General features: G+C 63.3%; 16 protein-coding genes. 9 read left to right on the top strand and 7 right to left on the bottom strand.

Going from position 1 to position 21140, the window contains the following annotated elements; translation table 11 throughout:
• Positions 1-128 precede the first annotated feature (128 nt).
• Positions 129-2579, bottom strand: coding sequence for a glycogen/starch/alpha-glucan phosphorylase (locus tag A9971_RS12485; protein ID WP_041115300.1), 2451 nt, complete (start codon positions 2577-2579; stop codon positions 129-131).
• A gap of 269 nt (positions 2580-2848) precedes the next feature.
• Here A9971_RS12485 and A9971_RS12480 point away from each other — a divergent pair, with 269 nt between their 5' ends.
• On the top strand, positions 2849-3289 hold the full coding sequence (locus A9971_RS12480) for a YkgJ family cysteine cluster protein (protein WP_026020056.1): 441 nt from the start codon (positions 2849-2851) through the stop codon (positions 3287-3289).
• Positions 3290-3558: 269 nt separating this feature from the next.
• Here A9971_RS12480 and typA read toward each other — a convergent pair whose 3' ends face one another.
• Positions 3559-5379, bottom strand: coding sequence for a translational GTPase TypA (typA, locus tag A9971_RS12475; protein ID WP_019093868.1), 1821 nt, complete (start codon positions 5377-5379; stop codon positions 3559-3561).
• Positions 5380-5518: 139 nt separating this feature from the next.
• Positions 5519-6973, bottom strand: coding sequence for a tRNA uracil 4-sulfurtransferase ThiI (gene thiI / locus A9971_RS12470; protein ID WP_011058762.1), 1455 nt, complete (start codon positions 6971-6973; stop codon positions 5519-5521).
• A gap of 331 nt (positions 6974-7304) precedes the next feature.
• Between thiI and glnA the strand changes: the two genes are divergently transcribed.
• From glnA to A9971_RS12455, 3 genes are all read left to right on the top strand, one after another.
• A complete protein-coding gene (gene glnA / locus A9971_RS12465; RefSeq protein ID WP_011058761.1) occupies positions 7305-8711 on the top strand; it encodes a glutamate--ammonia ligase in 1407 nt (468 codons plus the stop codon).
• Between the two features lie 137 nt (positions 8712-8848).
• The gene (locus tag A9971_RS12460; RefSeq protein WP_011058760.1) at positions 8849-9403 is read left to right on the top strand and encodes a chorismate mutase; all 555 of its coding nucleotides are present in this window, start codon (positions 8849-8851) and stop codon (positions 9401-9403) included.
• 68 nt (positions 9404-9471) lie between these two features.
• Entirely contained in the window at positions 9472-9978 is a 507-nt protein-coding gene (locus A9971_RS12455) for a DUF4124 domain-containing protein (RefSeq protein ID WP_015633837.1), read from the top strand.
• A 3-nt stretch (positions 9979-9981) separates the two neighbouring features.
• On the opposite strand, the gene A9971_RS12450 is transcribed toward A9971_RS12455, so the two are convergent.
• Together A9971_RS12450 and A9971_RS12445 are read right to left on the bottom strand one after the other, a co-directional pair.
• Positions 9982-11169, bottom strand: a complete 1188-nt coding sequence (locus tag A9971_RS12450) for a CaiB/BaiF CoA-transferase family protein (RefSeq protein ID WP_183000662.1) — start codon at positions 11167-11169, stop codon at positions 9982-9984.
• Between the two features lie 35 nt (positions 11170-11204).
• The gene (locus A9971_RS12445; protein WP_183000661.1) at positions 11205-12926 is read right to left on the bottom strand and encodes an acyl-CoA dehydrogenase family protein; all 1722 of its coding nucleotides are present in this window, start codon (positions 12924-12926) and stop codon (positions 11205-11207) included.
• 110 nt (positions 12927-13036) lie between these two features.
• On the opposite strand from A9971_RS12445, the gene A9971_RS12440 reads away from it, so the two are divergent.
• Both A9971_RS12440 and A9971_RS12435 read left to right on the top strand, forming a co-directional pair.
• The gene (locus tag A9971_RS12440; RefSeq protein ID WP_011058756.1) at positions 13037-13936 is read left to right on the top strand and encodes a LysR family transcriptional regulator; all 900 of its coding nucleotides are present in this window, start codon (positions 13037-13039) and stop codon (positions 13934-13936) included.
• A gap of 157 nt (positions 13937-14093) precedes the next feature.
• Positions 14094-15506 carry an MFS transporter gene (locus A9971_RS12435; RefSeq protein WP_015633834.1) on the top strand — a complete coding sequence of 471 codons (1413 nt, stop codon included), beginning with the start codon at positions 14094-14096 and terminating at the stop codon, positions 15504-15506.
• Here A9971_RS12435 and A9971_RS12430 read toward each other — a convergent pair.
• Complete coding sequence (locus A9971_RS12430; RefSeq protein WP_183000660.1) at positions 15489-16583, bottom strand: bifunctional transcriptional activator/DNA repair enzyme AdaA; 1095 nt, start codon at positions 16581-16583, stop codon at positions 15489-15491. The genes A9971_RS12435 and A9971_RS12430 overlap by 18 nt on opposite strands.
• A gap of 371 nt (positions 16584-16954) precedes the next feature.
• On the opposite strand from A9971_RS12430, the gene glnL reads away from it, so the two are divergent.
• Both glnL and ntrC read left to right on the top strand, forming a co-directional pair.
• Positions 16955-18040 (top strand): nitrogen regulation protein NR(II), encoded by a 1086-nt coding sequence (gene glnL, locus A9971_RS12425; protein ID WP_011058753.1) that lies wholly within the window; start codon positions 16955-16957, stop codon positions 18038-18040.
• Positions 18037-19473, top strand: coding sequence for a nitrogen regulation protein NR(I) (gene ntrC / locus A9971_RS12420; RefSeq protein WP_011058752.1), 1437 nt, complete (start codon positions 18037-18039; stop codon positions 19471-19473). Before glnL ends, ntrC begins: the two co-directional genes overlap by 4 nt.
• A gap of 685 nt (positions 19474-20158) precedes the next feature.
• Here ntrC and A9971_RS12415 read toward each other — a convergent pair.
• Positions 20159-20599: a hypothetical protein gene (locus A9971_RS12415; RefSeq protein ID WP_011058751.1), complete on the bottom strand. Its 441-nt coding sequence runs from the start codon at positions 20597-20599 to the stop codon at positions 20159-20161.
• On the opposite strand from A9971_RS12415, the gene trmL reads away from it, so the two are divergent.
• Positions 20598-21053: a tRNA (uridine(34)/cytosine(34)/5-carboxymethylaminomethyluridine(34)-2'-O)-methyltransferase TrmL gene (gene trmL / locus A9971_RS12410; protein ID WP_011058750.1), complete on the top strand. Its 456-nt coding sequence runs from the start codon at positions 20598-20600 to the stop codon at positions 21051-21053. The two genes, A9971_RS12415 and trmL, sit on opposite strands and share 2 nt — an antisense overlap.
• The last annotated feature ends 87 nt before the right edge of the window (positions 21054-21140 follow it).

The raw sequence follows: 21140 nt of genomic DNA, 5'->3' as shown, positions 1-21140 counted from the left end.
CCCTCCCCGCTTGGAAGCCGGACACCAGCCAAAAGACACCGCCGGGGAGGCAAAACGCTGCCCAGTATATCGGCAAGGCCCAACAAACGCTGGGCCTTGTACACACTTCTAGAATTTTCTCAGGGGCCTCATTCCAGGGCCTTCCAGATCTCCGTAGCGTATTCACGGATGGTCCGGTCCGAAGAGAACCAGCCCATGCGCGCAGTGTTGAGCACCGCCGAACGCCACCATTCCTTGGAGTCGTGCCAGCGCTCCTCGACCCGAGCCTGGGCGTTCCAGTAAGCGTCGAAATCGGCGCAGACCAGGAACCGGTCGTAATCGATCAGCGAATCGATCAGCGCGGTATAGCGCGACGGATCGTCCGGGGAGAACACCCCGCCGCGAATCGCCTGCAGCACATCGTTCAGCCGATGGGAGGCGGCGATGTCCGGCACCGCGCTGAACTCGCCATTGCGTTTGCGCGCCTCCACCTGCTGGGCACTGAGGCCGAAGATGAACATGTGCTCCGCGCCGACCTGCTCGCACATCTCCACGTTGGCGCCGTCCAGGGTGCCGATGGTCAACGCGCCATTGAGGCCGAACTTCATGTTGCTGGTGCCCGAGGCCTCGAACCCGGCGGTGGAGATCTGCTCCGACAGGTCGGCGGCAGGAATGATGCTTTCCGCCAGGCTGACGTTGTAGTTGGGCAAGAACACCACCTTGAGCAAACCGCGCACCGTGGGGTCATTGTTCACCGTACGGGCGATGTCGTTGGTCAGCTTGATGATCAGCTTGGCCTGGTGATAGCTGGCGGCAGCCTTGCCGGCGAAGATCTTCACCCGCGGCACCCAGTCGGTTTCCGGCTCGGCGCGGATCGCCTGGTACAACGCCACGGTGTGCAACAGGTTGAGCAACTGGCGCTTGTATTCGTGGATGCGCTTGACCTGCACATCGAACATTGCCGCCGGATTGATCGCGATTCCCAGGCGCTCATGGATGATCGCCGCGAGGGCGCGCTTGCTGTGCAGGCGCTGCTCGGCGAACTGTTTGCGAAAGGCCGGTTTCTCGGCAAAGGGTTCGAGCCCCCTGAGCAGTTCCTCGGGGCTGTCCAGCAGCTCGGGGCCCAGGGCCTCCACCAGCATTTCAGTGAGTTGCGGGTTGGCCTGGTACAGCCAGCGGCGGAAGGTGATGCCGTTGGTCTTGTTGTTGATGCGCTCGGGGTACAGCTTGTGCAGCTCGGAGAACACCGTGCTGCGCATCAACTGGGTGTGCAGCCCGGACACGCCGTTGACGCTGTGGGAGCCGAGAAACGCCAGGTTGCCCATGCGCACCCGGCGGCCGTTGTCTTCCTCGATCAGCGACACCGCCCGCAGCACGTCGAAATCGTGCAGGCCCTTGGCCCGCAGCGAGTCGATGTGCTGGGCGTTGATCAGGTAGATGATCTGCATGTGCCGCGGCAGCATGCGCTCCATCAGGCCCACCGGCCAGGTTTCCAGGGCTTCGGGCAGCAAGGTGTGGTTGGTGTAGGAGAGGGTTTCCACGGTGATCTGCCACGCCGCGTCCCAGGCGATGCCGTGCAGGTCGACCAGTTGGCGCATCAGCTCGGCCACGGCGATCGACGGGTGGGTGTCATTGAGCTGGATCGCCGCGTGCTCGCCGAGGCTGAGCACCGAGTCGTGCATGTTCTTGTGGCGGCGCAGCAGGTCCTGCAGCGACGCCGAGACGAAGAAATATTCCTGGCGCAGGCGCAGCTCCTGGCCGGCCTCGGTGCTGTCGGCCGGGTACAGCACCCGGGAAATGCTCTCGGCCCGGGCCACTTCGGCTACCGCGCCCAGGTGGTCACCGGCATTGAAGCGCTCCAGGTGCAGGTCTTCCATGGCCCGTGCCCGCCACAGGCGCAAGGTGTTGACGCTGGCCCCGCGCCAGCCCACCACCGGGGTGTCGTAGGCCACCGCGCGCACCGTTTCCGCCGGCCACCAGACCTGCCGGGTGTTGCCCGCCTCGTCGGTCACGGTGTCGACACTGCCGCCAAAGCCGATGGAGTAGATCACCTCGGGGCGCTCGAACTCCCAGGGGTTGCCGAAATCCAGCCAGTGCTCGGTCTGCTCCTGCTGCCAGCCATCGACGATGGCCTGGCGGAACAGGCCGTGTTCGTAGCGGATGCCGTAGCCGTGGCCGGCGATGCCCAGGGTCGACATGCTTTCCATGAAGCACGCCGCCAGGCGCCCCAGGCCACCGTTGCCCAAAGCCGCATCGGGCTCCAGCAGGCGGATGCGCTCCAGGTCCACCCCCAGGTCGGTGAGGGCCTCGCGGGCCACCTCCAGCAGCCCGAGGTTGCTCAGGCTGTCGAACAGCAGGCGGCCGATAAGGAACTCCAGGGACAGGTAGTACACCCGCTTCTGGCCCTTGCGGTAGATCTGCCGCGTGTGATCCATCCAGTGGTCGACCATGTGGTCCCGCGCGGCCAGGGCAATGGCTTCGAACCAGTCGTGGTCGAAGGCGTGATCCGGGTCTTTGCCTACCGCGTAGGTGAGTTTGGTCAAGACGGCTTCGCGAAAAGCGGCCACCTCAGCGTCGCGAACAAGGGGTTCCTGAGTCATCGATACGACCTCTGACGAGATACACAGTGAGCATGGAATTGTCTGAGCCTAGTCGGTCTGACACGAGGCGAAGGCTCTGGTTCGGCGCTATTTCAAATGGCTCGGCTAAACAGGGAGTCTTCTGCGCCAGCGGGAGAAAAGGATGCAGTTGCCGTGCCGCCAGGTATTGTTCGGCGCCACATGAAGAAAAATCCGACCTAAAGTCGTTCAAAAATCCACCAGTCCCGGTATGATCGCGCGCCCTGGAACACCTGCCGGAAATGACCTTGATGAAGTCCAACCTGATCGCCGCCGCGGAAATCGATCGTCTCGATACCTGGGCCAAGTACACCGCCCCCATGTGCGGCTCCTGCATGTCCAGCTGCTGCACACTGCCGGTGGAAGTGAAGATCAAGGACCTGATCCGCATCGGCATCGTCGATGAATTCGAACGCGGCGAGCCGGCGAAGAACATCGCCAAGCGCCTGCAGAAGGAAGGCATCGTCGAGCGCTACAACCAGAAGTCGGAAATCTTCACCCTGCAGCGCATGAGCAACAACGACTGCCTGTATCTGGATCGTAAAAGCCGCCTGTGCACCATTTATGACAAGCGCCCGGACACCTGCCGCAACCATCCGAAGATCGGCCCGCGCCCGGGTTATTGCGCCTACAAGCCCAAGCCTCAGGTGCGCCCGACCAATACCAGCAGCCGGACCCTGGAACGCTTCTGAGCCCCGGCCTGCGCCTGCAACCCCGTTCCCCATGTAACCCTGCCGCCCTGTAGCCGCTGCCGAGCCTTGGCGAGGCTGCGAACGGCTGCAAAGCCGCCGCAGTACGGGCCACTGCAGAGTTTCAGATACACCGTTTTACGACCGCTACGCGGTCGAGCGCAGCCTCGCAGGCTCGGCAGCGGCGACAGGACCCGAGCTTTTTCACAGATCAAAAAAAACGCCCCCGGCCGCAAGGCCGGGGGCGTTTTCATTCAGCCGGAACTAAAGACTCAGTTCTTGGCTTTCTTGGCAGCGCGAGTACGCTCGCCTTCGTCCAGGATCTTCTTGCGAAGACGGATGGACTTAGGAGTCACTTCACACAGCTCGTCGTCCTGGATGAATTCCAGAGCCTGTTCCAGGGTGAAACGGACCGGTGGAACCAGGGCGATGGTTTCGTCCTTGCCCGAAGCACGCATGTTGTCGAGCTTCTTGCCTTTGGTTGGGTTCACACCCAGGTCGTTGTCACGGCTGTTCAGACCAACGATCTGACCGTTGTAGATTTCCTGGCCGTGCTCGACGAACAGCTTGCCGCGCGCCTGCAGGGTTTCCAGGGAGTAGGTCAGGGCCTTGCCGGTTTCTACCGATACCAGTACGCCGTTCTGACGGCCGGACATGTGGCCGGACTTCATCGGAGCGTAGCGATCGAAGATCGAGGTCAGGATGCCTGCACCGTTGGTCAGGGTCAGGAACTGGTTACGGAAACCGATCAGACCACGGGCTGGAATGTTGTATTCCAGGCGTACACGGCCCTTGCCATCCGGAACCATGTTGCTCAGGTCGCCCTTACGCAGGCCCATTTCTTCCATGACCTTGCCCTGGGAATCTTCAGGGATGTCGATGGTGACGTTTTCGAACGGTTCCTGCTTCACGCCGTCAACTTCACGGATGATCACTTCAGGACGGCCAACGCCCATTTCGAAACCTTCGCGACGCATGGTTTCGATCAGTACCGACAGGTGCAGCTCACCACGGCCGGAAACCTTGAACTTGTCGGCCGAGTCGCCTTCTTCGACACGCAGAGCAACGTTGTACAGCAGCTCCTTGTCCAGACGCTCCTTGATGTTACGGGAGGTCACGAACTTGCCTTCTTTACCGCAGAATGGCGAGTCGTTGACCTGGAAGGTCATGGAAACGGTTGGCTCGTCGACGGTCAGCGGCTTCATCGCTTCAACAGCGGTCGGGTCGCACAGGGTGTCGGAGATGAACAGCTCGTCGAAACCGCTGATGCAGACGATGTCGCCGGCAGCGGCTTCTTCAACGTCTACGCGGTGCAGACCGTGGTGGCCCATCAGCTTGAGGATACGACCGTTGCGGCGCTTGCCGTCGACGTCGATGGCCACCACCGGGGTGTTGGGCTTGACGCGACCGCGAGCGATACGGCCAACGCCGATCACACCCAGGAAGCTGTTGTAGTCCAGAGCGGAGATCTGCATCTGGAACGGACCGTCACGGTCAACGCTTGGCGCTGGCACGTTGTCGACGATCGACTGGTACAGCGGGGTCATGTCTTCGGCCATTTCGGTGTGGTCCAGACCGGCGATGCCGTTCAGGGCCGAGGCGTAGACGACTTTGAAGTCCAGCTGTTCTTCGGTGGCGCCCAGGTTGTCGAACAGGTCGAAGATCTGGTCCAGAACCCAGTCAGGACGCGCGCCCGGACGGTCGACCTTGTTGATCACCACGATTGGACGCAGGCCGGCTTCGAAAGCCTTCTTGGTCACGAAACGGGTTTGCGGCATAGGGCCGTCTTGAGCGTCGACCAGCAGCAGCACGGAGTCGACCATGGACATTACGCGCTCAACTTCGCCGCCGAAGTCGGCGTGGCCCGGGGTGTCCACGATGTTGATGTGGTAGCCGTTCCAGTTGATGGCGGTGTTTTTCGCCAGGATGGTAATGCCGCGCTCTTTTTCCTGGTCGTTGGAGTCCATCACGCGCTCGTCGTTGAGCTCGTTGCGCTCCAGGGTGCCGGATTGACGCAGGAGTTTGTCTACCAGGGTGGTCTTACCATGGTCAACGTGGGCAATGATGGCGATGTTGCGTAGATTTTCGATCACTTGTGTATCTCGATCAGAGGATTCGGTGTGCTGACAAATGCTGGCAGCGATTAACAATAGATTCAGGCCTGGCCGTTACAGCTGGACGGCGGCGTCGGGGGGCCGGTGACGCAAGCCACAGGCGAACATCCCCGGGCACTTAGCTCGGTCTATAAACGCGCACATTGGCATGTCCCTCACTGAGCAGATGGTGAGCATGCAGGCGACTCATGACGCCTTTGTCGCAATACAGCAGGTACTGGCGCGTAGGGTCCAGTTCCTTGAAGCGGGCGTTCAATGCATAGAACGGCAGCGCTTTTACTTCGATGCCTGCGAGCTCCAGCGGCTGGTCTTCCTCGGCATCCGGATGACGGATGTCGATGACGATCTGACCGGCCAGCGCCTCACTGACTTCTTCAATCTGTACATCCTGGCCCAACTCGTCGATCACCCGATCGATCGGCACCAGTTTGGCCCGCTCGATCGCACGCTCGAGCACCGCCATATCGAATTCTTTCTCTTCATGCTCGACGCGATGGCGCTTGGCATGGGTCTTGGGGTTCACCGAAATGACCCCGCAGTACTCCGGCATGTGCTTGGCGAAGTCGGCCGTGCCGATCTCCACGGCCAGGTCGATGATGTCCTGCTTGTGGCTGGCGATCAGGGGGCGCAGTACCAGTTTCTCGGTCACGCAGTCGATCACCGACAGGTTCGGCAGGGTCTGGCTGGACACCTGGGAAATCGCCTCGCCGGTCACCAGCGCATCGATGTGCAGGCGGTCGGCGATGCTCGACGCGGCACGCAACATCATACGCTTCAAAATGACGCCCATATGACTGTTGTCGACTTTGCCGAGGATTTCCCCGAGCACTTCCTCGAACGGCACGCTGACGAACAGCACGCGCTGGGAGCTGCCGTACTTCTTCCATATATAGTGCGCGACTTCCATCACGCCCAGTTCATGGGCACGCCCGCCCAGGTTGAAGAAGCAGAAATGCCCCATCAGGCCGCGGCGCATGATCTGGTAGGCCGCCACCGTGGAATCGAAACCGCCGGACATCAGGACCAGGGTCTGTTCCAGGGCGCCCAGCGGGTAGCCGCCGATGCCGTTGTGCTGGCTGTGGATCACGAACAACCGTTGGTCGCGAATTTCCATCCGCACTTCGATTTCAGGCTCTTTCAGGGAAATTCCGGCGGCGCCGCACTGCCGACGCAGTTGGCTGCCGACGTATTTTTCCACGTCCATGGAGCTGAATTCATGCTTGCCGGCACGCTTGCAGCGCACGGCAAAAACCTTCCCCGGGAGGGCTTCGCCAAAGTGCTGCTTGCACTTGGCGACGATGTCGTCGAAGTCGCCCAGAGGGTACTCGTCGACCTGCAGGAAATGCGCGATGCCGGGCATGCAGCTCAGGCGCTCGGTCATGTCCTTCAGGGCCTTGGGCTCGCTGACGGCGGTTTCCAGCTCGAGGTTGTCCCACACACCATTGACCACCACGGCCGGGTCCAGGTCGCGGAGCACGGCACGGATGTTCTTCGCCAACTGACGGATGAAACGCGTCCGAACCGGGCGGCTCTTGATGGTGATTTCCGGGAAAACTTTAACGATTAGTTTCATGAAAACAGCGCGCGCTGGGCCAGCCGAAAAAGGGGGGCGCGGATTATAGCGGAAATTGCTCAAGGTTTAACCAGTTTATGTGCAGAAGGTTTTCGATGCACCAAAACGGGTCATTTATTAGCAAAGACGCTACATTGCAGTGCGCCGAATGCCGGCATTCAACCCAATACGTCGCAGAAAGCGTGATTTTGGGGCAGAAAACCCATCTCGGGGCACTGGCATGCAATTTGCTCCCTTGTGAGGCAGGTTGCCATGGCAGAGTATTCGCGCCGGCATCACCCACATTCTAAGGGCACTCCAACACCAAGCCCGAAGCCACCCGGAGGACACTATGTCGAAGTCGGTTCAACTCATCAAAGATCATGACGTCAAATGGATTGATCTGCGCTTCACTGACACCAAGGGCACTCAACATCACGTGACCATGCCGGCTCGTGATGCGCTGGATGAAGACTTCTTCGAAGCTGGCAAGATGTTCGACGGCTCCTCCATCGCTGGCTGGAAAGGCATCGAAGCCTCCGACATGATCCTGATGCCGGACGACGAAACCGCCGTACTGGACCCGTTCACCGAAGAACCGACCCTGATCCTGGTGTGCGACATCATCGAACCTTCGAGCATGCAGGGTTACGATCGTGACCCACGTGCCATCGCCAAGCGCGCCGAAGAGCACCTGAAAGCCACCGGTATCGGCGACACCGTATTCGCCGGCCCAGAGCCAGAGTTCTTCATCTTCGACCAAGTGAAATTCAAGTCCGACATCTCCGGTTCGATGTTCAAGATCTACTCCGAACAAGGTTCCTGGATGTCCGACCAGGACATCGAAGGCGGTAACAAGGGCCACCGTCCAGGCGTCAAGGGCGGCTACTTCCCGGTTCCACCGTTCGACCACGACCACGAAATCCGTACCTCCATGTGCAACGCACTGGAAGAAATGGGCCTGACCGTCGAAGTTCACCACCACGAAGTGGCGACTGCCGGCCAGAACGAAATCGGCGTCAAGTTCAACACCCTGGTGAAGAAGGCCGACGAAACCCAGACCCTGAAGTACGTGGTGCACAACGTGGCTGACGCCTACGGCCGCACTGCCACCTTCATGCCCAAGCCTCTGTACGGCGACAACGGCTCGGGCATGCACGTCCACATGTCGATCTGGAAAGACGGCAAGAACACCTTCGCAGGTGAAGGCTATGCCGGCCTGTCCGATACCGCCCTGTACTTCATCGGCGGCATCATCAAGCACGGTAAGGCCCTGAACGGCTTCACCAACCCGGCGACCAACTCCTACAAGCGTCTGGTGCCAGGCTTCGAAGCCCCGGTCATGCTGGCCTACTCGGCGCGCAACCGCTCCGCTTCGATCCGTATTCCTTACGTGTCGAGCCCTAAGGCCCGCCGTATCGAAGCCCGTTTCCCGGACCCGGCTGCCAACCCGTACCTGGCCTTCGCTGCCCTGCTGATGGCCGGCCTGGACGGCATCCAGAACAAGATCCACCCTGGCGACGCTGCTGACAAAAACCTGTACGACCTGCCGCCTGAAGAGGCCAAAGAGATCCCACAAGTTTGCGGCAGCCTGAAGGAAGCCCTGGAAGAGCTGGACAAAGGTCGTGCGTTCCTGACCAAAGGCGGCGTTTTCAGCGACGACTTCATCGACGCCTACATCGCCCTGAAAAGCGAAGAAGAAATCAAGGTACGTACCTTCGTACACCCACTGGAATACGAGCTGTACTACAGCTGCTGATCCGGTAACGCCGGCGCAAGCCGCGTGATCAAGGGGCCTCCTTCGGGAGGCCTTTTTTTATGCCCGCGCATTTGCCCTGCCCGGGGTGGTTGCGTGCATCATGGGCGCCGTCTCCCCATCAGCAGCCGAGCCCGCCCATGACTTCGCGCCTCAACCTGTGCCTCGCCCTGACTTGCAGCCTGTTCGCCACCGCCGCCTGCGCCAGTGACGCCCCGCCCGCCCTCGCCCCGCTGCTGCAGAGCATCGGCGAACGCCTGGCGATTGCCGATCAGGTGGCCCTGAGCAAATGGGACAGCCACAAGGCCGTGGAAGACCGCCCGCGGGAACAACAGGTGATCGCCGGGGCAACCGCCCAGGCCGCAACCTATCACTTGAGCGAAGAAACGGTTGGGCAGTTCTTCGCCGCCCAGATCGAAGCCAACAAGCTGGTGCAATACGCCCGACTCTCGACCTGGCACTTGCAAGGCCGGGCACCGGACACTCCGCGCCAGGACCTGGCCGGGCAGATCCGCCCCCAACTTGATCAGTTACAAAAACGCCTGCTGCAGCAACTGGCCGACTTCAGCCCGCAGCGCACCGACCGCCAATGCCCGCAATGGCTGGCCCGGGCCAATCAGGCCAGCAGCAGCGACCCACTGCGACGACTGGCGATGGTTCGTGCCACGGCAGAGTTATGTGTGTTCAAAGGTTAACCACGCCTGTGCCACGCGCAGCAGCACCCTATGCTGGAGCCTTTCAGGCACCCGCCAGGATCAGCGAGATGCACCTCGTCATTGCTTGCCTGCTGTGGATCAGCGCATTGCCAGCCGGCGCGCAGATCTACCAGTACACCGACTCGGCCGGTAATCGCGCCTATAGCGACCAGCCGCCGGGAACCTCGTACCGGCAGATTGAAACGCCCGCGCCGAATCGCCTCCCCAGCCCGGCCACACCGGCGCCACATACGCCGGCAGCACAACCTGCCAGCACCCTTCTGGCCTACGAACGGCTGCAACTGAGCGGCGTACCGGAGCACGGTGCCTTGCGCGCCAACAACGGCAGTTTCAGCGTGCAGGTGGAGTTGCAGCCCAGCCTGCGGCCCGGCCACCGTCTGCGCCTGCTGCTGGATGGCCAGCCCTATGGCCAGGCCGGCCAGGGGCCCGAGCTGCAACTGGTGAATATCGACCGTGGCCAGCACCGGTTGGCGGTGCAGGTGCTGGCTGGCGACAAGGTCCTGCAACAGAGCCCGGCCATCAGCTTCACTCTGCTGCGGGCCCGCCGCCCCTGAGCCTCAACCGTGCACCACGCCGCTGGCCAGCAGTGCGGCGATGGTCGGTTCATCCAGGCCCAGCCCCTGCAATACCGCCCGGGTGTCCTGCCCCAGGCTCGGCGGCGCCGTACGGTAGCTGGCCGGCGTGCGCGACAACTTCACCGGCGAACCTATGCCCCGGTAGCCATCGAGTTCCACCAGCAACCCGCGATGCCGGGTGTGGGGATGAGCCACCACCTGGTCGACGGTGGCGATCGAACCACAAGGCACCCCCAGGCCGATCAGCCGCGGGGCCAGCAACGCGCCGTCGTGTGCCGACAGGTAATGCTCCAGTTGCTGCTTCAAGGCCTCGCGGTTGACCGAGCGCTGGCCGTTGTCGGTAAAGCGCGGGTCCTCCAGCAACGCGCCGGCCCCCAGTTCCTGGCACAGCCGGGTGAACTGGCGGTCGTTGCCCACCGCCAGGAAAATCGGCTCGCCAGCAGTGCGGTAGCTGTCGTAGGGAGCAATGTTGGGATGGGCGTTGCCCGTGCGTTTGGGCGTCTTGCCGGCGGCGAAGTAGTTCGGCAGGTGCGGGTGCAGCAGGGACACGCCGCAGTCGTACAGGGAGATGTCCAGTGACTGCCCGAGGCCGCTGCGCTGGCGCTCGTTGAGGGCCAGGAGAATCCCCGCCAGGGCATTAAGGCCGGTGACCATATCGACAATCGGCAGGCCGATGCGCAACGGCCCGCCGTCGCCTTCGCCGTTGACGCTCATCAGCCCGGCCATGGCCTGGATCACCGCGTCGTAACCCGGTAGCCCGCCCAGCGGGCCATCGGCGCCAAAGCCGGAAATCCCGCAGTGGATCAACGCCGGAAAACGCTGACTCAGCACCTCCTGGTAACCGATGCCCCAACGCTGCAGGGTGCCCGGCTTGAAGTTCTCGATCAGCACGTCGGCGCCTTCCAGCAACTGCATCAGCAGGGCCAGGCCTTCGGGGCGCGACAGGTCGACGGCGATCCCCTGCTTGTTACGGTTGATGCCGCGAAAATACGCCGCGTCGTCACCTTCGAAAGGCGGCCCCCAGCCCCGGGTCTCATCACCACTCAAAGGTTCCAGCTTGATCACCTCGGCGCCGTGGTCGGCCAGGGCCTGGGAGCAGTAGGGGCCGCCCAGCACACGGCTGAGATCGATGATTTTCACGCCCGCCAGGGCGCCTTGGGCAAACGTCATGGATGTACTCCGGCAGATCGGACAAGGACGGCCATTCAGGCCGGCAGCAATTGCATGGCTTGGGCCTGGGACAGCGGGCTTTCATTGGCCAGGCGCACCAGCAGCTCGGCATCGATCACCGGCTCCAGGCCCAACGGATCGCGCGGCAACACCTTGTGCACCAGCACCAGGTGAGCCAGGGCCAGGCGCCGACGGTCCGCACCCTGGCGCGCGGCCTCCCAGGCCATGAAGATGGCGCTGGCCAGGTGATAGAGAACGCTGCCCACCTGCCGTACGTGCTCGTCCCGGCGCTGCTGCGCCACAGCATGGAAGCCGGTCACAGTGCGCAACAGGGCCGAATCGAACAGCCGGCGGCTCGCCGGTGGCAAATCGGCCTCGGCCAGCAGCCCGGCCAGATAGCCCTGCAATGGCTCCAGCGCCTGCTCCCGAGTCACCGCCCGGGCAATGTCCAGGGCGACGATGTTGCTGGTGCCCTCCCAGATCGACCCCAGGTGCGCATCGCGCACCAGCCGGGCATCGCTCCACTCCTCGATATAGCCAACCCCACCGCGCACTTCCATGGCATCGCCGGTCACCCGGCGGGCATCACGGCAGGCGCGGAACTTGATCAGCGGCGTGAGGATCCGCACGCACTTGCGCGCCGTCTCATCGCCGCCATCGGCCCGGGGCAGCAAGCTGGCGATCTGCATGAACATCGAGCGCGCCTGTTCGGTGGGCAGCATCATCTTCAGCAACTGGCGCTGCATCAGCGGCATTTCGATCAAGTGCTTGCCGAAGGCCCGGCGCTGGCGGGCGATGTACAACGCCTCGCTCAGCCCCCGGCGCATCAGCCCCGCCGCGCGCACGCCATTGGACAGGCGCGACATGTTGATCATGTCGGCCATCTGCTGAAAACCGCGGCCGACCTCACCGATCAGGTAGGCCGTGGCGCCTTCCAGGGTGATCTCGCCACTGGCCATCGAGCGGCTGCCCAGCTTGTCCTTCAGGCGCTGGATCCGGTAGTGGTTGCGCGAGCCGTCGGGCAGCACCTTGGGCAACAGGAACAGGGTCACCCCGGCCATGCCCGGTGGTGCGTCTTCCGGGCGCGCCAGGACCATGGCCAGGTCGGCATCCGGGTTGGAGCAGAACCACTTCTCACCGAACAGGCGCCATTGGCCATCTTCCAGCCGGGCCCGGGTTTCGGTGCGCGAAACGTCGGAACCGGCGGCCTGTTCGGTCATGAACATCGCCCCCTGGGACAGCGTCTCGAAATCCTGGGACTGCAACTGCGGCAGGTAGCGCGCCACCAGTTCCGGCGTACCGAACTTGCACAGGGTGCGGGTCAGGGAGTCGGTCATGCTCACCGGGCAGCACAGGCCGAACTCGGCCTGGACGAACAGGTAGGTCAGGGCGTACTTGATCAGCGGCGGCGGGCCTCCGGGCTGGTGGCTCATGGCAGCCAGCCCCAGTTCGGCAAAGGCCACCCGTTCCAGGGTGACGTAGTCCGGATGCTTGGCGATGCTTTGCAGGTTCTCGCCGCGGCGGGTACGCGGTTGCAGCACCGGGGGATTCTTGTCGGCGCTCAGGGCCAGCACATCCAGCTCGCCACCGGCCCGGGCGCCCAGGTGCTGCAAGGTGGGCAACCACTGCTGGTAGACCGCCGAGGGCAGGTAGACCTGGAGCAGCGCGGCCAGGCCGGCGTCGCACTCGAACAGGTTGATGCCGCGGCTGTCGGGGATGTTGAGGCTGTCTTCAATGGGGCGGGGCTCGGCGGTCATGGCGCGTCTCCTGTTTTTTGTAGGCCGAGACTAGAGCCGCCATCGATAAGTATCTAATACAAAATTAATCAACTACGATAAGAAATCCATATCGTAGAACCGGAGTCGCCATGGACCTCAAACAGTTGCGCTACTTCGTCGCGGTAGCCGAAGAACTGCATTTCGGGCGGGCCGCGAACCGTCTGTGCATTTCCCAGCCGGCCCTGAGTTTCGACATCAAGAAGCTTGAGGGGCAACTGGAAGTCCAACTGCTCAATCGCAACAACAAATCCGTGAGCCTGACCAACGCCGGCCAGGTTCTGCTGGACGAGGCCCGCTACCTGCTGCTGCGTGCCGACCAGGCGCGGCACCTGACCCAGCGCTCGGCAGAAGGCTTTGCCGGGCGCCTGAGCCTGGGTTTCGTCAATTCGATCCTGCACCGCGGGCTGCCCGAGGCGGTCAAGGCCTTCGAACAGCAATACCCGGAAACCGAAGTGGTGCTGATGGAAATGAACAGTGCCGACCAGACCCAGGCCCTGCAACGCGGCCAGATCGACATCGGTTTCGTCCATGGCAGCACCTTCGCCGCCGGCATCCACAGCGAACCGCTGCTGGCCGAGCCGTTCCTCTGCTGCCTGCCCCAGAGCCACTCGCTGGCCACCCAGGCGCGGATCGACCTGGCGCAACTGGCCAATGACGATTTCATCCTGTTTCCGCGGGCGGTCTCGCCGCACTACCACGACCTGATCATTTCCCGCTGCGTGGCGGCCGGGTTCAGCCCGCGCATTCGCCACGAGACGCGGCTATGGCAAACGGTGGTGGCAATGGTGGCCCACGAGATGGGCGTGGCGCTGGTGCCACAGACCCTGGCCATGCTCGGCCAGCCGGGCGTGCATTACGGCGAGCTCGAAGGCTCCGGCGCGCCTTCGCAGATCCAGGCGATCCGCCTGGAGGACAAGCCTTCGGCGGCGGCCGAAAGCTTTCTCGGGCTGCTCAAGTCCCTGATCAAACCGGCCGCCGGAGGGCGCTGAGCGTTGGGGCGCGATACGCAATCACGTATCAAACCATAAGATTTAATCATTATATTTTTCGATTCCTGCCTGTATAGGCTCCCAGCGGTCGGACCTTGCCAGAGGTCCATGCGCCCGATCAGGGGCGCATATAACAATAAAAACGCAGGAATTGAACATGAACGCTGCCCAGGATGCCGCTGCCCACAAGAAAGCCCGCAAGGCGGGTATCGCCTCATTCATCGGCACCACCATCGAGTGGTATGACTTCTACGCCTACGGCATCGCCGCCGCCCTGGTGTTCGGCAAGGTGTTCTTTCCCGCCGACCTGCCCCCCGGCACGGCCACCCTGCTGTCCTTCCTGACCCTGTGGGCCGGGTTCATCGCCCGCCCCGTCGGCGGCATCATCTTCGGCCACATGGGCGACAAGATCGGCCGCAAGACCACCCTGGTGATCACCCTGATCATGATGGGCCTGGCCACCACCTGCATCGGCCTGCTGCCCAGCTACCTGCAGATCGGCGTCTGGGCCCCCATCGCCCTGGTGACCCTGCGCATCATCCAGGGCATCGCGGTGGGCGGCGAATGGGGCGGGGCGATCCTCATCGCCAGCGAAAGCGCGCCCAAGGGCAAGGGCATTCTCTATGCCGCCTTCGCCCAGCAGGGTTCGCCGGCCGGCAACCTGCTGGCAACCCTGGTGTTCTTCGGCCTCAGCGCCCTGCCGACTCCGGACTTTCTGCTCTGGGGCTGGCGCATTCCGTTCCTGCTGTCGGCGGTGCTGGTGATCATCGGCATGGTCATCCGCCTCAAGCTGGAAGAATCCGATGACATGAAGCGCCTGATGGAGCAGAAAAAGACCGTCAAGCTGCCGATTCTCGAAGTCCTGCGCGACCACTGGCGCCTGGTACTGCTGGGGGCCGGGGTGCTGCCGATCATCCACGTCACCTATTTCAAGAGCACCTTCGCCCTGTCCTGGGCCACCAAGGAGCTGGGCTACAGCCAGGGCAGCTTCCTCAGCGTGATCGTCATCGCCCTGGTGGTGCAGTTCATCACCCAGCCCCTGGGTGCGGTGCTGGTTTCACGCATGGACATGCGCAAGGCCATGGTGCTGATGGTGGTGCCCGAGCTGCTGCTGATGCCGGCGATGTTCTTCGCCGTGGAGACCGGTCACTACTGGATCGCGGTGCTGGGCATGTGCCTGGCCACGGTGCCGCACTCGATGTTCTATGGCGCGGTGGGCGGCATCCTGGCGCGGGCGTTTCCGACCCGGGTGCGCTACAGCGGACTGTCGATCTCCTATCAGCTGTGTTCACTGCTGGTGGGCGGCGCCACGCCGGTGCTGGCCCAGAGCATCCTCAATGGCACCGGCAGCATCATCGGCGTGGCCATCGCCTCGGCCTGCTACGCCCTGGTCTCGCTGGCATGCATGCTGGCCCTGCTCAAGCGCATCGGCCATAACGCCGCCGAACTGTCCACGGCGGAACAGGCGGATGCCGACGAACTGGCGCGCCAGACTGGCGCCCAGCCACCTGTGGATAAGGTTTCCCGGCCCGACCCGGTGCCCGGCAGCGAGCTACAGCCCGCTCGCTGATGCACCCTGCAAGTGGTGCAGGCGCCGCTCATGTTCCAGCAGCCAGCGCTTGCGCCACAGACCACCGCCATAGCCGGTCAGGGAGCCATCGGCGCCAATCACCCGGTGGCAGGCAATGACAATGGAAATCTGGTTGGCGGCATTGGCCCGGGCCACCGCGCGCACCGCTGAGGGCGAGCCAACCTGCCGCGCCACCTCGGCGTAGCTGCAGGTGGTACCCAGGGGAATGGCCCGCAACGCCTGCCAGACGGTACGGGTAAAGGGCGAGGCGCTCATCGCCAGCGGTGTGGCGAAGTGCACCGCCTCGCCGGCGAAGTAACGCTGCAGTTCGGCCTCGATCTGGTCGATGGGGGCAAAACGCCCGAAACCTATGCTCGAACCGCTGCTCTTCTGCAGGTTCTGCAACTCATTGGCCAGTGCCGGGCGGTCGAAGAATTCCAGCAGATGCAGGACCTGGGCGTCGGCCACCGCCAGCATCACGCCGATCGGGGTCTGCAACCAATCGACCTTGAGCAGTTCCCGCCCCCGCAAGTTGGACGGCGGCTGGCCCGCCAGGCGGCTGAAGGCGTGGCGAAAGCCGCTGTCGGAGTCGAAGCCGGCGCTGATCTGCGCCTCGATCACCGGCTCTCCCGAGGCCAGTTGCTGCATGCCCTGGCCCATGCGACGCAGGCGCGCCATTTCCAGGAAGGTGACGCCGAAATAGCGCTTGAACGCACGGCGCACGGTGGATGGGTCCAGCCCCTGGACGACCAGGTCGTCCTCGTACCAACGGCGTTCCGGGTCGCGGCCCAACTGCTCGAGCAAGGTCTGCACCCAGGGCTCCTGGACCCCGGCCCGCTCCAGCGGACGACAGCGCAGGCAGGCGCGGAACCCTGCTTCGACACAACCCTTGATGGAGCCGAAGAACACCGTGTTCTCGCGCTTGGGCTTGCGTGCAGCGCAGGTCAGGCGGCAGAACACGCCGGTGCTCTTCACCCCGACAAAGGCAAAGCCTTCATAGGCCGGGTCCCGGGCCAGCAGCGCCTGGTACAGGGTGTCGTCATCGGGAAGCTGGAACAGCAGAGGGGCATTTTCCATGGCCGCATCCTAAACCTTGAAGCATCGGGTTCGAGCACTCTAAACCCGCCCTTTGCCCCGCGCCGCTGAAAAACGGGCGTTGATTCTTCTATCAAGGCACGCCCATCGAGCGCCGCTCAGATTCATGCACTATATTGGTGCAATGCCTTGCACTCAGGTGCCAATACCAGCCCATTTTGGTTCGAAAATACCCGCCAGAGCTGGCAAAACGCCACAGAACCAGGCTTCAAACGCCTGTTTCAGGGCATGCGCGCTTCTTTTCGGAGCCTTGGTTTGGTTTTTGCATTTTCTCCACCACAGCGCCTTAGCCGCGCGCGCACTTCGGGACCGGCCCCGGATTGTCTTGCTTCAAAAGAGGTCACCATCTACCCATGACCATCAGCGACCCACTGCACCGCCTGCTTCTGGACAACCTGACCACCGCCACCATCCTGCTCAATGCCGACCTGCGCCTTGAGTACATGAACCCGGCGGCGGAAATGCTCCTGGCCATCAGCGGCCAGCGCAGCCATGGGCAATTCATCAGCGAGCTGTTCACCGAATCCGCCGAGGCCCTGAGCTCCCTGCGCCAGGCGGTGGAGCAGGCGCACCCCTTCACCAAGCGCGAAGCCATGCTCACCGCACTGACCGGCCAGACCCTGACCGTCGACTACGCGGTGACGCCGATCCTCAGCAACGGCGACACCTTGCTGCTGCTGGAAGTCCACCCCCGGGACCGGCTGCTGCGGATCACCAAGGAAGAGGCCCAGTTGTCCAAGCAGGAAACCAGCAAGATGCTGGTGCGCGGCCTGGCCCATGAAATCAAGAACCCCTTGGGGGGCATTCGCGGCGCCGCACAGTTGCTGGCCCGGGAGCTGCCCGAGGAAAGCCTCAAGGACTACACCAACGTCATCATCGAAGAAGCCGACCGCCTGAGGAACCTGGTGGACCGCATGCTCGGCTCGAACAAGCTGCCATCCCTGGCCCTGACCAACATCCATGAAGTGCTGGAGCGGGTCAGCAGCCTGGTGGAAGCCGAAAGCCAGGGCTGTATCACCCTGGTGCGCGATTACGACCCGAGCATTCCCGACGTGCTGATCGACCGCGAACAGATGATCCAGGCGGTGCTCAACATCGTGCGCAACGCCATGCAGGCCATCAGCAGCCAGAATGAAATGCGCCTGGGGCGCATCACCCTGCGCAGCCGCACCATGCGCCAGTTCACCATCGGCCACGTGCGCCATCGCCTGGTGAGCAAGATCGAGATCATCGACAACGGCCCGGGCATCCCCGCGGAACTGCAGGACACCCTCTTCTTCCCCATGGTCAGCGGCCGCCCGGACGGTACCGGGCTGGGCCTGGCCATCACCCAGAACATCATCAGCCAGCACCAGGGTCTGATCGAATGTGACAGCCATCCCGGCCACACCACGTTCTCGATCTTTCTGCCACTGGAACAAGGAGCCCCATCGACATGAGCCGTAGTGAAACCGTGTGGATCGTCGATGACGACCGTTCTATCCGTTGGGTCCTGGAAAAAGCCTTGCAGCAGGAAGGGATGACCACCCAGAGCTTCGACAGCGCCGACGGGGTGATGAGCCGCCTGGCCCGCCAGGCCCCGGACGTGATCATTTCCGACATTCGCATGCCCGGCGCCAGTGGCCTGGACCTGCTGGCACGGATTCGCGAGCAGCACCCGCGCCTGCCAGTGATCATCATGACCGCGCATTCGGACCTGGATAGCGCTGTCGCCTCCTACCAGGGCGGTGCCTTCGAATACCTGCCCAAGCCGTTCGATGTCGATGAAGCGGTGTCGCTGGTCAAGCGCGCCAATCAGCACGCCCAGGAACAGCAAGGCCTGGAAGTGGCCCCGACCCTGGCTCGCACCCCGGAGATCATCGGCGAAGCGCCGGCGATGCAGGAGGTGTTCCGCGCCATCGGGCGCCTGAGCCACTCCAACATCACAGTGCTGATCAACGGCGAGTCCGGCACCGGCAAGGAGCTGGTAGCCCATGCCCTGCATCGCCACAGCCCGCGGGCGGCTTCGCCGTTCATCGCCCTGAACATGGCGGCGATCCCCAAGGACCTGATGGAATCCGAGCTGTTCGGCCATGAAAAGGGCGCGTTCACCGGCGCGGCCAACCTGCGGCGCGGGCGCTTCGAGCAGGCCGACGGCGGCACTCTGTTCCTCGACGAGATCGGCGACATGCCAGCCGACACCCAGACCCGCCTGCTGCGGGTCCTGGCCGATGGCGAGTTCTATCGGGTCGGTGGCCATACCCCGGTCAAGGTCGATGTACGCATCATCGCCGCGACCCACCAGAACCTGGAAACCCTGGTGCACGCCGGCAAGTTCCGTGAGGACCTGTTCCACCGCCTCAACGTGATCCGCATCCATATCCCGCGCCTGTCGGACCGTCGCGAAGACATCCCGACCCTGGCCAGGCACTTCCTCAGCCGCGCCGCCCAGGAGCTGGCGGTGGAACCCAAGTTGCTGAAAAACGAAACCGAGGAATACCTGAAGAACCTGCCGTGGCCGGGCAACGTGCGCCAGCTGGAGAACACCTGCCGCTGGATCACCGTCATGGCCTCGGGTCGCGAGGTGCATATCAGCGACCTGCCACCGGAGTTGCTGAGCCTGCCCCAGGATTCAGCGCCGGTCACCAACTGGGAACAGGCCCTGCGCCAATGGGCCGACCAGGCCCTGGCCCGCGGGCAATCGAACCTGCTGGACAGCGCGGTACCGAGTTTCGAGCGGATCATGATCGAGACCGCCCTCAAGCACACCGCCGGCCGCCGCCGCGATGCCGCGGTCCTGTTGGGCTGGGGGCGCAATACCCTGACCCGCAAGATCAAGGAGCTGGGGATGAAGGTCGACGGTGGCGACGAGGATGAAGGCGAGGAAGGCTGAAGCCCCGGCCGCGGCATGTAGGAGCTGGCTTGCCAGCGAAGAGGCCCTTGAGCCTTGCAGTGCGCCCACAGGCGCTTTCGCCGGCAAGCCGGCTCCTACGATGAGGATGTGCGTGCACCAGGATGGGGTGCATGCACTGCCCGAAGGCGCGCTGCAGTGCCATCCAGCCCGGGTACAACCCGGGCCTCAGCTCTGAAAAGCCCTCCGTCGAAAACGCAAAAGCCCCGGATTACGGGGCTTTCGGCTTTTTATCCCAGCAATCAACGCCTCTGCAGCCAAAACTGGCACGCCACCTGCAATAACCCAGTCACTACCCAGTTTCGGGGACCTTGGTACAGGCAGGCCGGGGATTCCCCTCTTTAACACCAGGCTCGGCACGCACATCGCGACGGCCAATGGTTTCGGGAACCCCAGTACAGGCAGGCTGGGACTTCCCTCTTTAACACCAGGCCCACCCCGCTCACAGCGACGGGCCAGGCTTTCGGGAACCCCGGTACAGGCAGGCCGGGACTTCCCTCTTTAATACCCGGCCCATCCCGCGCATCGCGACGGGCCACGCTTTTGGGGACCCTGGTACAGGCAGGCCGGGAATCCCCTTCTTTACACCGGGACTCATCGCCCTCGTGGCGCTCAGCCCCTCCCGCTTTTGGGGGCCTTGGTACAGGCAGGCCGGGGTTTCCCTCTTTTATTCCTCCCGCAAGTGGATCGCCAGGCGCCAGCGCCCCTCCACCTCGCTCCCGTCCCACTGGCCCCGCAGCGGCCGCGCGGCCACCAGGTTCAGCAGCAGACCCTGGTCCGCCCGGCGCACCCGCCAGTTCACATTGCGCTGATTGACCTGCAACTGGCCCTTCTGTGCCTGCCCCTGGGCATCGAACAGCAGCGCCACGGTGCCATCGATGTGCTCCCCATGGAGCTTGGGCTCATGGTTGAACCACAGCACCAGCCCATCGGGCGCCACCTCGACCTGCTGCAACGCCACCGGATCAGGCTGGGTCAGGCGGCCGATCATCAGCCCTACCATCACCCCGACAATCGCCAGGGAGCCGAACACCCGCAGCATTAGCTTCGGTCGCGAGTACGCTTCAGGCGTAGAATGCAGTCTGTCTTTCTCTTCGGAGCCGTGCATGTTTCACGTCATCCTCTTTCAACCAGAAATTCCGCCGAATACCGGCAACGTTATCAGGCTGTGCGCCAACAGCGGCTGCCACCTGCATTTGATCGAGCCGCTGGGTTTCGAAATGGACGACAAGCGCCTGCGCCGCGCCGGCCTCGACTATCACGAATACGCCACCCTGCAACGCCATGCCGACCTTGCCAGTTGCCTGGAAAGCCTCGGCCACCCGCGCCTGTTCGCCTTCACCACCAAGGGCTCGCGCCCCTTCCATGACGCCAGCTTCCAGGAGGGCGACGCCTTCCTGTTCGGCCCCGAGAGCCGGGGCCTGCCGGCGGACGTGCTGGACGCCCTGCCCGGCGAACAGCGCCTGCGCCTGCCCATGCGCGAAGGCTGCCGCAGCCTGAACCTGTCCAACACCGTGGCCGTGGCGGTCTATGAAGGCTGGAGACAGTTGGGGTTCAAGTAGGGCCAGGGGTTCGCGGGCAAGCCCGCTCCTACAGGTTTTGCCCGAGCATGAAAAAAGCGCCGTTACAGGCGCTTTTTTCGTACCGCA

The sequence above is a fragment of the Pseudomonas sp. UME65 genome (assembly GCF_014170225.1).
In the GTDB taxonomy this organism is placed as follows: Bacteria; Pseudomonadota; Gammaproteobacteria; order Pseudomonadales; family Pseudomonadaceae; genus Aquipseudomonas; species Aquipseudomonas protegens.
Note: the sequence above shows the minus strand (reverse complement) of the source record. Positions and strands in the feature narration are given on the sequence as shown.

What these genes read in the sequence shown, in the direction of transcription:
- A9971_RS12485 (WP_041115300.1), bottom strand. Translation starts at nt 2,579, where the DNA reads ATGACTCAGGAACCCCTTGTTCGCGACGCTGAGGTGGCCGCTTTTCGC.
- A9971_RS12480 (WP_026020056.1), top strand. Translation starts at nt 2,849, where the DNA reads ATGAAGTCCAACCTGATCGCCGCCGCGGAAATCGATCGTCTCGATACC.
- thiI (WP_011058762.1), bottom strand. Translation starts at nt 6,973, where the DNA reads ATGAAACTAATCGTTAAAGTTTTCCCGGAAATCACCATCAAGAGCCGC.
- glnA (WP_011058761.1), top strand. Translation starts at nt 7,305, where the DNA reads ATGTCGAAGTCGGTTCAACTCATCAAAGATCATGACGTCAAATGGATT.
- A9971_RS12460 (WP_011058760.1), top strand. Translation starts at nt 8,849, where the DNA reads ATGACTTCGCGCCTCAACCTGTGCCTCGCCCTGACTTGCAGCCTGTTC.
- A9971_RS12455 (WP_015633837.1), top strand. Translation starts at nt 9,472, where the DNA reads ATGCACCTCGTCATTGCTTGCCTGCTGTGGATCAGCGCATTGCCAGCC.
- A9971_RS12450 (WP_183000662.1), bottom strand. Translation starts at nt 11,169, where the DNA reads ATGACGTTTGCCCAAGGCGCCCTGGCGGGCGTGAAAATCATCGATCTC.
- A9971_RS12445 (WP_183000661.1), bottom strand. Translation starts at nt 12,926, where the DNA reads ATGACCGCCGAGCCCCGCCCCATTGAAGACAGCCTCAACATCCCCGAC.
- A9971_RS12440 (WP_011058756.1), top strand. Translation starts at nt 13,037, where the DNA reads ATGGACCTCAAACAGTTGCGCTACTTCGTCGCGGTAGCCGAAGAACTG.
- A9971_RS12435 (WP_015633834.1), top strand. Translation starts at nt 14,094, where the DNA reads ATGAACGCTGCCCAGGATGCCGCTGCCCACAAGAAAGCCCGCAAGGCG.
- A9971_RS12430 (WP_183000660.1), bottom strand. Translation starts at nt 16,583, where the DNA reads ATGGAAAATGCCCCTCTGCTGTTCCAGCTTCCCGATGACGACACCCTG.
- glnL (WP_011058753.1), top strand. Translation starts at nt 16,955, where the DNA reads ATGACCATCAGCGACCCACTGCACCGCCTGCTTCTGGACAACCTGACC.
- ntrC (WP_011058752.1), top strand. Translation starts at nt 18,037, where the DNA reads ATGAGCCGTAGTGAAACCGTGTGGATCGTCGATGACGACCGTTCTATC.
- trmL (WP_011058750.1), top strand. Translation starts at nt 20,598, where the DNA reads ATGTTTCACGTCATCCTCTTTCAACCAGAAATTCCGCCGAATACCGGC.
- A9971_RS12415 (WP_011058751.1), bottom strand. Translation starts at nt 20,599, where the DNA reads ATGCACGGCTCCGAAGAGAAAGACAGACTGCATTCTACGCCTGAAGCG.